Origin of the sequence: Frankia sp. CcI156 (assembly GCF_001983015.1) — a bacterium.
In the GTDB taxonomy this organism is placed as follows: Bacteria; Actinomycetota; Actinomycetes; order Frankiales; family Frankiaceae; genus Frankia; species Frankia casuarinae.
Genome location: NZ_MOMD01000003.1, coordinates 125,579 through 140,539, shown reverse-complemented (window position 1 = coordinate 140,539; position 14,961 = coordinate 125,579). Strand labels below are relative to the sequence as shown.

General features: G+C 71.2%; 13 protein-coding genes and 2 riboswitches. Of the genes, 4 read left to right on the top strand and 9 right to left on the bottom strand.

Annotated features, from left to right (window positions below; all coding sequences use genetic code 11):
* Positions 1-58: 58 nt before the first annotated feature.
* The 9 genes from purB to fbaA form a co-directional block, all read right to left on the bottom strand.
* Positions 59-1,366: an adenylosuccinate lyase gene (gene purB, locus CcI156_RS02190; RefSeq protein ID WP_011438726.1), complete on the bottom strand. Its 1,308-nt coding sequence runs from the start codon at positions 1,364-1,366 to the stop codon at positions 59-61.
* A complete protein-coding gene (purE, locus tag CcI156_RS02185) occupies positions 1,363-1,887 on the bottom strand; it encodes a 5-(carboxyamino)imidazole ribonucleotide mutase (protein ID WP_011438725.1) in 525 nt (174 codons plus the stop codon). The genes purB and purE overlap by 4 nt, the downstream gene beginning before the upstream one ends.
* 3 nt (positions 1,888-1,890) lie before the next feature.
* Entirely contained in the window at positions 1,891-3,201 is a 1,311-nt protein-coding gene (purD, locus tag CcI156_RS02180) for a phosphoribosylamine--glycine ligase (protein WP_076804136.1), read from the bottom strand.
* 338 nt (positions 3,202-3,539) lie between these two features.
* Positions 3,540-4,379 carry a hypothetical protein gene (locus tag CcI156_RS02170; protein WP_369808115.1) on the bottom strand — a complete coding sequence of 280 codons (840 nt, stop codon included), beginning with the start codon at positions 4,377-4,379 and terminating at the stop codon, positions 3,540-3,542.
* A gap of 179 nt (positions 4,380-4,558) precedes the next feature.
* On the bottom strand, positions 4,559-5,842 hold the full coding sequence (locus CcI156_RS02165; protein WP_076804135.1) for an adenylosuccinate synthase: 1,284 nt from the start codon (positions 5,840-5,842) through the stop codon (positions 4,559-4,561).
* Between the two features lie 91 nt (positions 5,843-5,933).
* Positions 5,934-6,368, bottom strand: a complete 435-nt coding sequence (locus CcI156_RS02160) for a DUF3151 domain-containing protein (protein WP_023840671.1) — start codon at positions 6,366-6,368, stop codon at positions 5,934-5,936.
* A gap of 85 nt (positions 6,369-6,453) precedes the next feature.
* A complete protein-coding gene (locus tag CcI156_RS02155; RefSeq protein WP_076804134.1) occupies positions 6,454-7,173 on the bottom strand; it encodes a transglycosylase family protein in 720 nt (239 codons plus the stop codon).
* Positions 7,174-7,175: 2 nt separating this feature from the next.
* Positions 7,176-7,365, bottom strand: a riboswitch (cyclic di-AMP (ydaO/yuaA leader).
* 473 nt (positions 7,366-7,838) lie between these two features.
* Positions 7,839-8,516, bottom strand: coding sequence for a transglycosylase family protein (locus CcI156_RS02150; protein ID WP_076804133.1), 678 nt, complete (start codon positions 8,514-8,516; stop codon positions 7,839-7,841).
* Between the two features lie 6 nt (positions 8,517-8,522).
* Positions 8,523-8,757: riboswitch (cyclic di-AMP (ydaO/yuaA leader) on the bottom strand.
* A 905-nt stretch (positions 8,758-9,662) separates the two neighbouring features.
* Entirely contained in the window at positions 9,663-10,700 is a 1,038-nt protein-coding gene (fbaA, locus tag CcI156_RS02145; protein WP_076804132.1) for a class II fructose-bisphosphate aldolase, read from the bottom strand.
* Positions 10,701-10,933: 233 nt separating this feature from the next.
* Between fbaA and CcI156_RS02140 the strand changes: the two genes are divergently transcribed.
* The 4 genes from CcI156_RS02140 to CcI156_RS02125 all read left to right on the top strand — a co-directional run bounded on the left by CcI156_RS02140 (position 10,934) and on the right by CcI156_RS02125 (position 14,720).
* Entirely contained in the window at positions 10,934-11,533 is a 600-nt protein-coding gene (locus CcI156_RS02140; RefSeq protein ID WP_023840672.1) for a DedA family protein, read from the top strand.
* A gap of 309 nt (positions 11,534-11,842) precedes the next feature.
* Positions 11,843-12,562: a CAP domain-containing protein gene (locus CcI156_RS02135; RefSeq protein ID WP_076804131.1), complete on the top strand. Its 720-nt coding sequence runs from the start codon at positions 11,843-11,845 to the stop codon at positions 12,560-12,562.
* Between the two features lie 270 nt (positions 12,563-12,832).
* Entirely contained in the window at positions 12,833-14,128 is a 1,296-nt protein-coding gene (locus CcI156_RS02130; RefSeq protein WP_023840673.1) for an NAD(P)-dependent oxidoreductase, read from the top strand.
* Positions 14,121-14,720 (top strand): GNAT family N-acetyltransferase, encoded by a 600-nt coding sequence (locus CcI156_RS02125; protein WP_076804130.1) that lies wholly within the window; start codon positions 14,121-14,123, stop codon positions 14,718-14,720. Before CcI156_RS02130 ends, CcI156_RS02125 begins: the two co-directional genes overlap by 8 nt.
* Positions 14,721-14,961: the final 241 nt, after the last annotated feature.

Genomic DNA, 14,961 nt, shown 5'->3' with positions numbered 1-14,961 from the left:
CCGGGGCACCGCGCCATGCCTGCGCGGCTGCGCGGCGGGTCAGGTGCGGGGGTGCGGGTCAGGTGAGGGCCGCCAGGGCGTCGAAGACCGAGCCGAGGCGCTCGGTGTAGCGCTCGGGCCGGCTCACCTCGTTGAGCCTGGCCTCGTCCAGGGGCAGGCCGCGGTCGCCGGCGTGCTTGCGCAGCGTTTCCCAAAACGGCACGCCGGTCTGCCAGGTCTCCATCGCCGCCGCCTGGGTGACAGCGTAGGCGTCYTCGCGGGACAGCCCCGTCTCGACGAGTTCGAGCAGCACCGCCGAGGTGTAGACCAGCCCGCCCGTGGCATCGAGGTTCGCCCGCATCCGTGCGGTGTCCACGACCAGCCCGGTGACCAGCCGGGTCGTCAGGTGCAGCAGGTAGTCGACGCCGGTGGCGGCATCCGGCAGCGCGATGCGCTCGGTGGAGGAGTGGGAGATGTCGCGCTCGTGCCACAGCGGCACGCCCTCCAGCACCGGGACGTACTGCGCCCGGACGATCCGGGCGAGCCCGGCGATGCGCTCCGACATGATCGGGTTCTTCTTGTGGGGCATCGCGGAGGAGCCCTTCTGCCCGGAGCCGAACGGCTCGGACAGCTCCCGGACCTCCGTGCGCTGGCCGTGCCGGACCTCCAGGGCGACCGCCTCGCAGACGGTCGCGAGCCCGGCCAGCGCCGCGACCCAGGAGGCGATGCCGTCGCGCAGCACGACCTGGGTGGCCACCGGGGCCGCGGTGAGGCCCAGCTTGTCGGCCACGTAGGCCTCGACGTCGGGGTCGATGTTGGAGTACGTCCCGACCGCGCCGGAGATCTTGGCGACGGCCACGTCCGCGCGGGCCGCGCGCAGCCGGTCGCGGCAGCGGGCGAGCCCGAACGCCAGGTCCGCGACGCGGTGCCCGAACACCGTCGGCTCGCCGTGGATGCCGTGCGTCCGGCCGACCCGCAGGGTGTTCCGGTGGGCCAGGCCGAGGTCGCGCAGCGCGGCGACGAGAATGTCCGCCCGGGCGAGCAGCAGGTCGGTCGACTCGACCAGCTGCAGCGCGAGCGCCGTGTCGAGCAGGTCGGAGGAGGTCATGCCGAAGTGCACGTAGGCGGCGGCGGACCGGGGTTCGGTGCGGTCGGCCCAGGCGGTCAGGAAGGCGATGACGTCATGCTGGGTGACGGCCTCCACCTCGGCGACGGCTTCGGGCGTCGGAGCGGGGGCGGCCCGGACCGGCTCGATGGAATCGGCGGGGATGCGGCCCGCGGCGGCGTGCGCCTCCATGACCAGCACCTCGACGCGACACCACAGCTCGTACTTGTGCGCCTCCGACCACACCCGGCCCATCTCCGCCAGGGTGTACCGGCCGATCATGGCTGGCTGCCGGCCGCGGCCGCCGCGCTCAGCCCGTCCGCCGCGGCCTGCTCGAACTCGTCCTTGAACGCGGCCAGCTTCAGCCCCAGATCGGGATCGGCCAGCGCCAGGATCTGGATCGCCAGGATCGCCGCGTTCGTCGAGTTGTTCAGACCCACGGTCGCGACCGGGACGCCCGGCGGCATCTGCGCGATGGCGAGCAGCGAGTCCATGCCGTCCAGCGCCCCGCCGGAGATCGGCACGCCGATTACCGGCAGCGTGGTGAGGGCCGCAATGGTGCCGGGCAGCGCGGCGGCCAGGCCTGCCCCGGCGATGACCACCGAGATGTCGCGGGCCCGTAGCTGACCCACGTAGTCGGCGAGGGTGCGCGGCGCGCGGTGCGCCGACAGCGACACCTGCTCGTAGGGCACACCGAAGCGTTCCAGAGTGGCGCCGGCCTTGCTCATGGTCTGGGTGTCCGACGGTGATCCGAAGACGATCGCCACCTGGGGATGATCCGGCCCGGGGGTGCTCTGCGACACGGTCTACTCCTTCTTTCTATGTCCTGCGGGATCCTCGCCGGACGCGACGTCCGTTCGACGGACGTCGGCCGCGTGGCGCATCCGGGACGGATCTCCGATGTCGGTGCGGTAATGGGCGCCGGGCAGCGAGATGCGGCTGACGGCCTCGTAGGCCGATCCTCGCGCGGACTCCAGGTTGGAGCCGATGGCCGTGACGGACAGCACACGGCCGCCGGCCGAGACGACCCGACCATCCGGCTCCCTGCGGGTACCGGCGTGCAGGATGTCGACGCCGGCCAGCGCGCCGGCGGCGGCGAGCCCGCGGATCGGGTCGCCGAGCCTGGGGGCCGCCGGATAGCCGTGCGCGGCGACGACGACGCTGATCGCCGCGCCGGAGCGCCACACCGGTGCCCGCCGGCCGGAGAGCACGTCYGTCAACGGCGTCGTGAGCAGGGCGAGGATGGCCTGCACCTCGGGGTCACCGAAGCGCACGTTGAACTCCACCACCCGCGGCCCGCGGGTGGTCAGCGCGAGCCCGGCGTAGAGCAGACCGGTGAACGGGGTGYCGCGCCGGGCCATCTCGGCCACCGTCGGCCGGATCACCGTGGTRACGATCTTCGCCGGCAGGCCATGCGAGGCCCAGGGCAGCGGGGTGTACGCGCCCATCCCCCCGGTGTTCGGGCCGGTGTCGCCGTCGCCGACCCGTTTGTGATCCTGTGCCGGCAGCATCGGGAGGACCGCGCCGGACTCGGTCACCACGGCGAACAGGGAGACCTCGGGCCCGTCGAGGTACTCCTCGAGGACAACCCGGTCGTCCGGTCCGCGCAGGCTCGCGCGGACCGCGGCGACGGCCGCGTCGCGATCCTCGGTCACCGTGACGCCCTTGCCGGCGGCGAGCCCGTCGTACTTCACCACGTACGGTGGCCCGAAGACGTCCAGGTCGGCCAGGGCGGGCTCGATCTCGGTGTGGTCGCGAGAGGCCGCCGTGGGCACCCCGGCGGCGCGCATGACCTCCTTGGCGAACGCCTTGCTGCCCTCCAGCCGGGCCGCGGCCGCGCTCGGGCCGAAGACCGCGAGACCGCGGGCGCGTATCTCGTCGGCGGCCCCGGTTACCAACGGCATCTCCGGACCGATGACGGTGAGGTCCGCGCCGACCGCCTCAGCAAGGTCGGCGACGGCGTCCGGGTCAGCGACGTCGAGCGGGCGGGGCTCGGCGAGCTCGGCGGTTCCGGCGTTTCCGGGCGCGCAGACCAGCGAGCCGACCCGGGGATCGCGGGCGAGCGCCCGGCACAGCGCGTGTTCACGGCCGCCGGAGCCGACAACAAGAATCTTCATCAGTTCACCTCGCGACGCAAGCAGCGGCCCGGTGCGCGGCGGCGAATTCCCGGTAATGCCGGCGGAGCGGGCCGCGTCGCCGCCACGGCCGTGCGCGGGGGACGCGAGGGTCGGTGGCGGCCGTCACCGGTTGTCCCTGGCGCGCGGCGCCGGGACGGAGATCCGGACCGGGCGCGGGTGCCATCGCGAACCGGCGAACCCCGTCTGGGGCATCGCGTCGTCGCAGTTCGGTCGGGTCACGGTTCCACAGTAGCGGGTGTGCTGATCATCGTGCGCGTCGTGCCCGGTCGGTGCCGGTGACTCCCGGCCGATCACCTGGGACGATCCGCGCTGAGCGACTACAGCCCGACACCCGACCGCCAGAGCAGGTGGGCCATGCCGTGCACCAGGTGCAGCGCGCAGCGGCGTGCGTCCACCTCGGCCATGCCCGCGACGATGGCGGCGGCGTCGACCGGCCAGACCCGGACCTCCCGGCCGAGCACGGTCAGCGGGGCGGGATCGTCGCGGCCTTCGAAGGCGCGCCCACCCGGTTCGACGAACAGGTGCAGCGACCGCCCCGCAGCCGGGAAGTTCTCGCAGCGCCAGTACAGCAGCGGCCACGCCTGCAGCCGTTCCCGCCGTCCCGGCCAACGCCGGCGGCGACCGGGGTCAACGGCCGCCTCACCCGCGTCCGCCCGGTCCGCCCGGTCCGCCCGATCCGCCCGGTCCGCCCGATCCGCCGGGTCGGCCCGGGCCGCCGGGTCCGTGACCGCCCGTGTCGCCCGTGTCGCCCCGCCCTCGCTCAGGTCCAGCGCGGGCAGCGGCCGCCCGGCACGGTACCGCGCCGGCGCGCGGTGCGGCGCGGTGCGGGTCGCCCGCACCGTGACCGGTGGTACCAGGTGTTCGGCCGCGCAGAAGTCCAGGAAGTCACGGATCTGGGCGTCGACGTGACTGGCGACGGCCGCGGCGCGTTCGAGCCGCTGTGCCTCGGCCCGCTTCGAGCTCCGGATGGCGTGGCTGCCCCGCAGCAGCACGTCGGTCAGGGTCTGCGGCAGAGCCTCGCCGGTGGGGGAGAACCCGACCGGCCAGGCGTCGGAGTCGGTCGGGTGCAGGTAACCGCGYCTCACGGCTGGTGGCCAACGGGCCGGTTGCGGGGCTTCGGCCGGTTCCGGCAGCGACAGCGGTGTCCGCCCGGGGATGGAAGGATCGTCATCCGACGGCCGGGACCTGACAACGGCCACCGCCACCACCCCCGGACGTCATTGCTTTGCGTGACCGCCCAAGCGTCGACGGTAATGCTTCCGGGTGCAACCGGAACCGACCGGATCTCGGCCCGCGCCGGGCGGGATCAGATCAGGTCCGTTCCGGACCAGTCGTTTCAGACCAGGTCATTGATGACGAGCGTCTGGTCCCGCCCGGGACCGACGCCGACCGCCGACACCGGGGCGCCGGAGAACTCCTCCAACGCCCTGATGTAGTCCTTCGCGGCGCCGGGCAGGTCGGCGAACGACCGGACGTCGGAGATGTCCTCGTGCCAGCCGGGCAGGTCGGTGTAGATCGGCTTGGCGTGGTGGAACTCGGTCTGGGTCATGGGCATCTCGTCAACCCGTTCGCCGCCGAGGTCGTAGCCGACGCAGATGGGCACCCGGTCGAAGCCCGACAGGACGTCCAGTTTGGTGAGGAAAAGGTCGGTCAGGCCGTTGACCCGCACCGCGTAGCGGGCGATTACGGCGTCGAACCAGCCGGTGCGCCGCGCCCGGCCGGTCGTCACGCCGAACTCCCCGCCGATGCGGCGCAGCTCCTCTCCGACCTTGTCGTCCAGTTCGGTGGGGAAGGGGCCGGCGCCGACCCGGGTCGTGTAGGCCTTGATGATGCCGATCACCCGACTGATCCTCGTCGGGCCGATGCCGGCGCCGGTGGCCGCGTAGCCGGCGGTCGGGTTCGATGACGTGACGAACGGGTAGGTGCCGTGGTCGACGTCGAGGAGGGTGCCCTGGGAGCCTTCGAGCAGCACGACCTTGMCCGCGCGCAGCGCCCGGTCGAGGATCAGACCGGTGTCGGCGATGTGGGGTTGCAGGCGTTTCGCGTAGTCGGCGTACTCCTCGACCACCTCGTCGAGCTCGATCCGGCGCCGGTTGTAGACCTTGGCCAGGACCTGGTTCTTCTCCCGTAGCACCAGTTCGAGCTTCTTGTGGAAGATGCCCGGGTCGAGGAGATCCTGCACTCTGATGCCCGTACGGGCAACCTTGTCGCCGTAGGTGGGACCGATGCCGCGACCGGTGGTACCGATCCGCGCCTTGYCCAGGTAACGCTCGATGACCCGGTCCAGCGCCCGGTGATGGGGCATGATCAGATGGGCGTTCGCGCTGATCAGGAGCCGGGAGACGTCGATGCCGCGGGCGGTGAGCCCGTCCATCTCGGCCAGCAGCACGCCCGGGTCGATGACGACCCCGTTGCCGATCACGGGAACGCAGTCGGCCCGCAGCATGCCACTGGGAATCAGGTGGAGCGCGTAACTCTCCGCCCCGATGACCACGGTGTGGCCGGCGTTGTTGCCACCCTGGTACCGGACGACGTAATCGACGGCGCCGCCCAGGAGGTCGGTCGCCTTTCCTTTTCCCTCGTCGCCCCACTGGGCACCGATGAGGACAAGAGCAGGCACCGGGCGAGGTTACTAGGGATGGCGGGGTCGTGGGGCCGGCTGCGGCATCCTCGCTGGTCTCCACCACCGACGCGGCCTGATGAACTCACTGTCAGGTGAAGCCGAGCTCACTGGCAGCGACGGAATCGCTGTCGGCCAGGAACGTCCGGCAGCGGGTGGCCTCCTCGGCCTCCCCGATGGCCGCGGCCGCCCGACCGAGAGCGGCGAGCGAACGCAGGAACCCGCGGTTGGGTTCGTGTGACCAGGGGATCGGCCCGTTGCCCTTCCAGCCCGAGCGGCGCAGGGCGTCGAGGCCGCGGTGATAGCCCGTGCGGGCGTAGGCATAGGCCTCGACGGGTCGTCCGCCGGTGAGCGCGAGCTCGGCGAGCGCGGCCCAAGGCACGCTGAACGCGGGCAGCCGGGCGGCGACGGCATCCGGCGGATCACCGGCGACCAGCGCATCGGTCGCGGCCGCGTCGGAGGGCAGGAGCGTCGGCGGCGGACCGGAGAGCAGGTTGGGCTTTCCCGAGGTGGACGGCGTCGTCATGAGTGCATCCTGCCCGACGACCGGCCGCACACGTCATGGAGGTCACCCCGGACGCGCTTGCCCTGCGCGCACGGTGACCGGTCGGTCAGGCCCTGACGCTGACGTTCCACAGATTCTGGCCGACGACCCCGGGTTGACCGTCGCTCACCCGGGTGAGGTACGAGTACAGCGCGGCGATGCCCTGCGACTGCGGTCCGAACTTGCCGTCGAYGGTGAGTACGAAGCCCTTCTGACGCATCCTGTCCTGCCAGACGAAGGCGTCCGGGCGAACGTCGTCGCTGAGGGACGCGTCGAGGACCGTGCCCCTGAACGAGCCGTCCCCCATCTCCCGGCGGGCCCGGTCCAGCGTCATGGGGGGTTCCACCGGGGTGATGGCCTGCTGGATGACGTCACCGGAGCCGCCCGGGACACTGGCCGGGCCGTTGTTGGTCAGGCCCATCTTGACCGAGCAGGACGGCCATGGCTGCCAGCCCCGCTGGTTGTAGAGCTTCGCGGCCGCCTCGTCCTGCGTGGCGGGCGATGCCTGGTACGGGCGGCCGGAGTACCCGAGCCCGTGCCAGGTCTGGTCGTCGAACTGGTAGGCACCGGAGAAGCCGTTGCCGGTGTTGACCGCGTAGTTGCCGCCGGACTCGCATTGGCGGAGCTTGGCGAAGTCGTCGGAGGTGGCCGCGCCCGCCGGAGCCGCGGTGACCGCGAGGCCGCTGCCGACGATGGCCGTGACCGCGCCGGTGGTGCGCAGGATGCGACCGGCGGGCGATGGGGCCTGCGGTGCTCGATGTCTGCCGCCACGACGCCCAGAGGGCATGTCAGTCCAATCCCGTCGCCTGCGGGGTGAGCTGTCGGGTGCGGGCTGGGATGGCCCGGCCGGAGGATCCGACCCCGGGTGGGAACCGCTCTCCACCATGGGCCGGGACGCACCGGCTTTACCCCAAGGACGCCGCTTGCGGCGCCCGAAATGTGGGTCCCCCACTCCTGCCCGCTGCGGTCGATGTTCGTTCCGGCCGCTCGTACGGGGGCAGGACTCGGCGTCCGTCCGGGCGGCCTCGCCGACGAGGCGAGTGAGYGGCACTCTAGCGAGAACCGCTCATGGAGCGCAAACCGGGGTGGTCCGGAGTAACCAGTGAGGATCGCGCGAATCGTGCCACTTCCATACAGGTTCCGCAGGTGGCTCGCTGGTCCTGCTGTTCCTCGTCGGCCTTGCCGAAGATCGGCTCTGCCGAAGATCGGCCCTGCCGGAGGCCGGTCAGGGTGCGGTCCTGGTGATGCTGGTGGTGGGTTGTACGGGCCGGCCCGTACGGGCCGTCAACCGGAGATCGTCCGGAGACAGGTCGGGCCAGCCCGTCGTCGAGGTGAGATCCCCTGACCGGTGTCGCCGGGGTGGGATGTCCGGTTCCCGCGGCGGTCGTCCCTCCGCCACGGGGGCGGAGCGAATGGATCAGCTGATGGAGCTGATGGGGCTGATGGGGAGGATCAGCGGAAGGTGGCCCGCCAGGTCGCCGGGCCGACGATGCCGTCGACGGCGAGTCCCTTGGCGGCCTGCAGGGCGCGGGCGACTGCGGCGGAGCGTGGTCCGTAGCGGCCGTCGATCGTGATCGGATAGCCCAGATGGTTGACGCGGGCCTGCCAGGCCCGCACGTCGTCACGTACCTGCCTGGCCAGTGCGGTCGTCAGGTTACGGGTGAATACGGGGGTGCTCATGGAGATGGGGCTGACCGTCAGCTCGCGGCGTTCCGTCGTGCGCGAGGCCTGGCCCGAGGAGCTCGACGAGCCGCCCGCGAGCTGGTCGGCGCCCATCCCGCRGCCACAGGCCGGCCACTGGCCGAAGCCGGACCGTCGGGCGAGCTTGAGCGCGGCCTCGTCCTGGACGGCCGGGGAAGCCTGGTGCGGCAGACCGCCGTAGCCGAGGCTGTGCCAAGTGCTGGCGGAGAACTGGTAAGCGCCGTAGTACGCGTTGCCGGTGTTGGTCGTGTAGTCACCGCCGGACTCGCACTGCCGCAGGCCCGTCCAGGTGGTGGCCGCATCGGCCGGCTGGCTGAGCGCGAAGGTGCCGCCCACCGCCGCCGCGAGTACTGGTGCGACCACGAGGGCCCGGGCCCGGCTGCGGGTACCGGCGCGGCATTGTCGGCCACTGATACGTGCGTCGGACATGTCTTGTGGTCCTTCCCCACGCCTGCGAGGTGAGCTGTCGGATTCGGGCTGGGAACTGCCCGGCCGTGCCAGGGATCCCTGGAGACGGAAGCCGCACCGGAAATACCTTTCCGGGTGGTCGTCGCACATGGCTTCACCCCGAGAGCATCGAATCCTTTCGATACTCGGAGATGGGTCCCCCGTTCMTGCCGCCCGGTTCGAGAAATCGTCGGCCAGGGGCAGGATTCGGCGTGCCGCCCGACGAATGCCCGACGTTGTTGCCGGGCACGGCGAAAACCATAACCACGCCGCCCGGCGAGTCGCCAAGCATTGAATAGGGTGCGTGAAAAAGAGCACACTCGGCGCGCCTGCTTGAGTAGGAACTGGCGGCCTGGTATCGCGCGTGCGCGCCCGCTCATCAACCTGGCGGTACGGCGTGCGGAGGCATTTGTGCTCGGCCGATCACCCTGTTTGCCGATGGTCGACGATGAGCGGAGAGTCCCACATCAGGCCAGATGCGTGACATGTCGACAAAGGCGTGACGGCCCTGCTACGAGATCGACGCGAGTGATCGGCCTGATACTACGCTTCGTCCATTGAAGCCTGTTTTTGTGAGAAAAACAACGGAAATCGGGCGGTAACTTGCGGCGTTGTGATTTTTGCACACGGCGGATTCAATCGGACACCGACTGTGAAAAGCGCCCGTCGGATCACCACAGTGGGCGAAGGGGTTCCCTGGGGGTGGGGCGGTAGGTGAACGGTTACCGAAGGTCCGGTGCGTGTCCGCTCATTTGGCCGAAACCTGCTGGTTGCCGGCGGGGGCGGCGTTACGCGAGGAGCGGGATGCCGCGCCCGCTAAACAGTGGTCCCCCAGCCGTCGGAGCGACCGGGGGACCGCGCGGGCCGGCATAGTACGGGAAATCGGCGGGTCGTGCATCGGACCGGGGCGGGTCGGATGTCCGCCGCGTGCCGGTCGTTCCGTCCGCCGGAAATGATGGAGAGGGTCGGACCGAGGGGTCCGGAGAATGTCCTCGGACGAGCGGCGGCGGTTGCTCGGTTGCCCGTTCGCGGCCGGCGGCTATCTGTCCGCTTGTCCGCCGGCCGGCGGACAAGCGGCCGGTATCCGACGAACCGATCCCGCCAGCCGGCGTGCGCTCCTGGGCCCGACTATGCCCGCCCGAGGCTGGTGCCGGCGGAACGGAGGTCCTCACACGCCTGGGCGACGCGGGCCGCCATGCTGCTCTCCGCGAGCTTTCCGTAGGTACGCGGGTCGTACGCCTTCTTCACGCCGACCTCACCGTCCACCTTGAGAACGCCGTCATAGTTTTTGAACACGTGGTCCACGATGGGGCGGGTGAATGCGTACTGGGTGTCCGTGTCCACGTTCATCTTGACCACCCCGTAGTCGAGGGTCTCGCGGATTTCGGTGAGAGCCGACCCGCTACCGCCGTGAAAGACGAGGTTGAACGGCTTCGCGCCGGCTGGCAGCCCGAGCTTCCTGGCGACGTACTCCTGTCCTTCGTGCAGAATCGTCGGGCGTAGCTTGACGTTTCCGGGCTTGTACACACCGTGCACGTTGCCGAAGGTGGCGGCGAGCAGGTAGCGCCCCTTCGCGCCGGTGCCGAGCACCTCGGCCGTCCGCCACATGTCCTCCGGCGTCGTGTAGAGCTTCTCGTCGATCGCGCCGACGACGCCGTCCTCCTCGCCGCCGACGACCCCGATCTCGACCTCGAGAACGATCTTCGCGGCGGCGGCGTCCGCGAGTAGTTCTTCGGCGATCTTGAGGTTCTCCTCGAGGGGGACCGCCGAGCCGTCCCACATGTGCGACTGGAAGAGCGGCTCGCGTCCCTGGGCCACCCGATTCTTCGAGATCGCGATCAAGGGGCGGATGTAGGTGTCAAGCTTGTCGGCCGGGCAGTGGTCGGTGTGCAGGGCGATGTTGACCGGATACGCCTTCGCGACGTGGTGGGCGAACTCGGCCAGTGCCTCCGCGCCGAGGACCATGTTCTTCACCGTCGAGCCGGACAGGTACTCGGCACCGCCGGTGGACACCTGCACGATGCCGTCACTGCCGGCTTCGGTGAAGYCCCGCAGCGCGGCGTTCAGGGACTGCGACGAGGTCACGTTGATCGCGGGGTAGGCGAAGGACTGGGCCTTCGCCCGGTCGAGCATCTCGGCATATACGTCTGGCRTGGCGATGGGCATCGGTGGGGCTCCTTACGAACCTGTAGGGGCGCCGATCAGCCATGCACCCGCGGTGCAGGGCAGCCGGATCGGGCCGAAGCCCGCCGTGGACTCCTGATGGGCGAAGGGTATGACGCCTTGCCCCGTCCCGGGGTCGGATGCGGCTGACGTCGCCGGCGCGGTGCGGATCCGCGCGATGTGGTCCCCGCCGACTTGGTCGGCGGGTGCCGACCAGGGGCCGGCACACTGGTCGAGTGGACGTCGGCAGCCTGTCCGGGATGACGCTGTACGTCGTCCTCTTCGCGGTCATCTTCGTCGAGAGCGGGATCCTGATCGGGTTCTGGCTTCCGGGTGACACCATTCTCTTCGCGGCCGGGCTGATGGCGGCGGACGCGGCGTCGAACGTGTCCGTCGCGGTCCTCTCGATCGGGGTCGCGGCGGCAGCCACCGTCGGGGCGGCGGCGGGCTACTACACCGGGCATCGTCTCGGCCGGCCGTACCTGGAACGCAGGCACGCCACGGTGCTGGCCCGTACGGAGGAATTCTACCGGCGGTTCGGGCCGATCACCCTGGTCGCGGCCCGCTTCGTGCCGTGGGCGAGGACGTTCGCGCCGGTACTCGCCGGGACCGTGGCGATGTCATGGTCCCGCTTTCTGATCGCGGTCGTGCTCGGGGCGCTCGTCTGGGGGACCGGATTGATCCTTCTGGGCTATACGGCGGCCGCCATTCCTGGGCTGCGGGACGCGGCGGTGTGGATCGCGCTCGTAGTGATCGTCATCTCCGTCATCGCCGGGATCGCCGGCGAGCTGCTGCGCCGGCGATCGGGCCGGCTCCCCGACCAGGGGCCGCGGTAGTCCGCGTCGGGCGAGGAGCGCCGAGGGGGCGGGCGAGGAGCGCAGGGATGTTGTCCGTCAGTGCCCCGCGGCGCCGGATCATGCCRGGAGATCCGTGGACCGGTAGTCTCCACGACGTTACGACCAGATCACATTGGACGATCAATTCCCTTTCCTATGGCAATTTCTGGCTATGGCCGGCTAACCTTGATCGATCCAGGTACGCGGTCGGGGGTCCGACCACCGAAGGATTCGATGCTTCGACAGCACGGGCGGCACCATGCGGGACGGCGTCGCGCCGGCCCCGTCCTCTGCAGCGCGGCAGGGGCCTTGACCGCGGTTCTGACGGTCGTGCTGCTCGCGGGTGGTCATTCGGCACCGCGTGACGGTGACCGCCTGGCCGGCCGCGCCGGCACGCAGCCGGATCGGGGCGTGGTCKGGGTGGCGGCCGGGGTCCCCCCCACGTCGATCGCGGGTCGGATCGCGGATCGGGGTGCGCCGACCGGACCCGGGGCCGAGCCTCCGCCCACCGCTCGCCTGGCCGGTCCGGATCAGCTGGCCGCCGCGCGGGCGGCGGCTCTGGCCCTGGCCGCGCCGGTGACTGCTCCGTCCGCGTCGGCCCCGGCCGTCGCATCCCCCCACCCGCCGTACCTGCCGGCCTCCTGGATGAGCCTGGTCGGTCAGGTCGCGACCTCGACCAACTTCGAGCGCCGGGCGGCCGGTTGTCCTCCGTTGATCGTCGACTTGCGGTTGGCCGCCGCGGCCCAGGCACACAGCGTCGACATGGCCACGGTCGGCTATTTCGGCCACGGCAGCCCGGACGGTCGCTCGCCCTTCGACCGGATCGCCGCCGCCGGCTTCTCCTTCTCCATCGCCGCCGAGAACATCGCCGCCGGTCAGCGCACCGTGGCCGAGGTGATGCGCGGATGGATGAACAGCCCGGAGCACCGATCGAACATCCTCACCTGCTCGCTGACCCGGATCGGCGTGGGCTACGCGACGGGCGGYAGGTACGGCACCTACTGGACCCAGGACTTCGGGACGCCGTGAGGGCCGGCCCACCTGCCGGGCGCGACCGGCCCGTGGCATCCCGGGAGGTGCACCCGACCTCGATCCTCCCGACTCGCGGGGATGTCCCGGTCCTGATCAGTAGTCGATCCCGTAGGGTCGGGTCGTCGCCGACGGCAGCGAGCACGGCAGCGAGCACGGCAGCGAGCACGGCAGCGAGCGTGGTAAAACCCGCGGACCCAGCCGGTGGACGGGCCGGCGGGCCGCGCGGCAGCGCCGTCGGCGAGGGTGATCCTGGCAGGAGGAGCGACCTTGGTTCGGGCGGTGGTCACCGGCGCGGCCGGCTTCCTCGGCGGAGCGCTGGCCCACGCGCTGCGGCGGCGCGGTGACGACGTTGTCGCCATCGACATCCGGCGCGCGCCGGGTGTCATGCAGGCCGACGTCAGCCGTCCCGGTGAGTGGGAGAAGGCCTTTTACGGCACGGAGCTGGTGATCCATGCCGCCGCCATCGGGACCGGTGGCGTCGCGGAACTGACCCCGGTGCGTCCCGGCCGAGCCGGAGCGCCGGTACGGGTGTCCGACGCCGAGATCCGGCGGGTGACCCTCGGCGCCACGGCGGCGTTGCTCGACGCCGCGGGTCGGGCCGGGGTCGACCGCTTCGTCCATCTCTCCTGCGTGGACGTGCTTGCCCGGACGAGTGGCCCGGTCCCCGGCGGGACCGGGGACCGCAGGCCCGCGCGAGCCGTCGGCCGATCATTGGACGAGACCACGCCGATCGGACTGACCGGCGACGTCCGCGCCGACGCCATGGCCGCCGCGGAACAGGCGGTCGGGTCGGCCGCTGCGCACGGACTCGGCGCGACCGTCCTACGGATCGGGGATGCCTACGGTCCCCGGGCCGGTCGCTGGACCCTCTGGCCGGTGCTGCTGATGCGGGCCGGGCGGTTCGTCCTCGTCGACGGCGGCTGGGGTGTGCTCAGCCCCGTGCATGTCGACGACGTGGTCACGGCGGTGACCACCGTCGCCGGTGCGGACCGGTCGGCGGTCGCCGGTGAGGTGCTGCACGTGACCGGGGGGGAGTCGGTGTCTGCCGCCGACTTCTTCACCTTTTACTGTCAGATGCTCGCGATCGCGGCGCCCCGCTCCGTACCGGCCAGGGTCTTCGGAGCGGTCGACGCGATTGATCGTTTCTGTTCGTTCGCGGAGGGTTACCGAAGGCGAGGTGTGGACGATTCCGCGGCCGAGACGCCACCCCTCCCCACCCACCCGGTCCCGGCGGTCTCGACGACCTCGGTGCGGCCAGCGGGCTCGGCGGCCCCGGCGGCCCCGGCCGTTCCGGTGAACTCGGCGACGTCGCGGCGGGGACCGGGCCTGATCCGCGGTGTAGGTGCCCGTCTGGTGGCCGGAGTCGATCCCCGCGCCCGGGTGGACCTCGGTCCGCTCACCGTGCGCGCCCTGACCCGCGACGCGGGCCTCTCCATCGAGAAGATCCGGGCCCGGACGGGATGGTCGCCGGTCGTGCGGCTGCCCGAGGGCATGAACCGCACCGAGTCCTGGCTCCGGGAACGGGGTCTGCTCGGGGTCCGGGAGCCGTCCCGTCGTGGGTGAGGGCCCTACACTCACCACCTCCCGACTACTCRCACTCCCGCTCACCATTTGGAACGCGGGATACGTCGCCGAGGAGCTCGCGCCCTCGCTGGCGTTCACGGTCATCCCCCCGCGATCAGGCACGCGTGGTGCCTCCGGTGACGGATCCGGCCCCTTCGGCGGAATCGTCGGGACCGATCCTGCCGCGGGGGCGCCCGATCCCGACGATCCGGCGGGGGCGCTGCGGCGCGAACTACGCCGTCGGGCGAGCGCCGGCCACATGGTCCTGACCTGGGTGCTGCGTCGCCAGCCGGGTCGCCAGCCGGGTCGCCAGCCAGGATCGGCGGCGGTGGGCCTGCTCGCGGCGGAGACCCACGGCCGGCGGGTGGTGGTCGGGGTGTCGATCGCGCTCGGCTGCCGGCGCAGCGGCTACGCCACCGAGGCGATCCGCGCGGTCGCGGGATGGTTCGAATACCGCGGCGCTCTGGTGGAGACGCGGATCCGGCGCGGGGACAGCGTGGGGAAGCGTCTCGCGCAGGCGACCTCGTTCGTGCCAACGAGTGTGTTGGTCGCCGATTGGTGGCGGATCTGGCTGCGTCCGCCGCCAAGTTGACCATTGAGGTTTGTCACGCAACGTTATCGGGCGTCGGGCTTCGCCTGGGCCTGACGTCGCGAGTCACCGCCGACCGTTCCGGTACCGTCCGGATTCGGCCGTCATCCGGCCCGAACGGGCAAAACCCATGTCCAGCCGCCTTTCGCGGTGTGGCGGAAGGTCATTGTGACGGTACCGTTACCATGCTGTGTTGTCGGCTGGGTGACAGCTCCCGGCTCATTTTTTCGCCGTCACGAGGAGA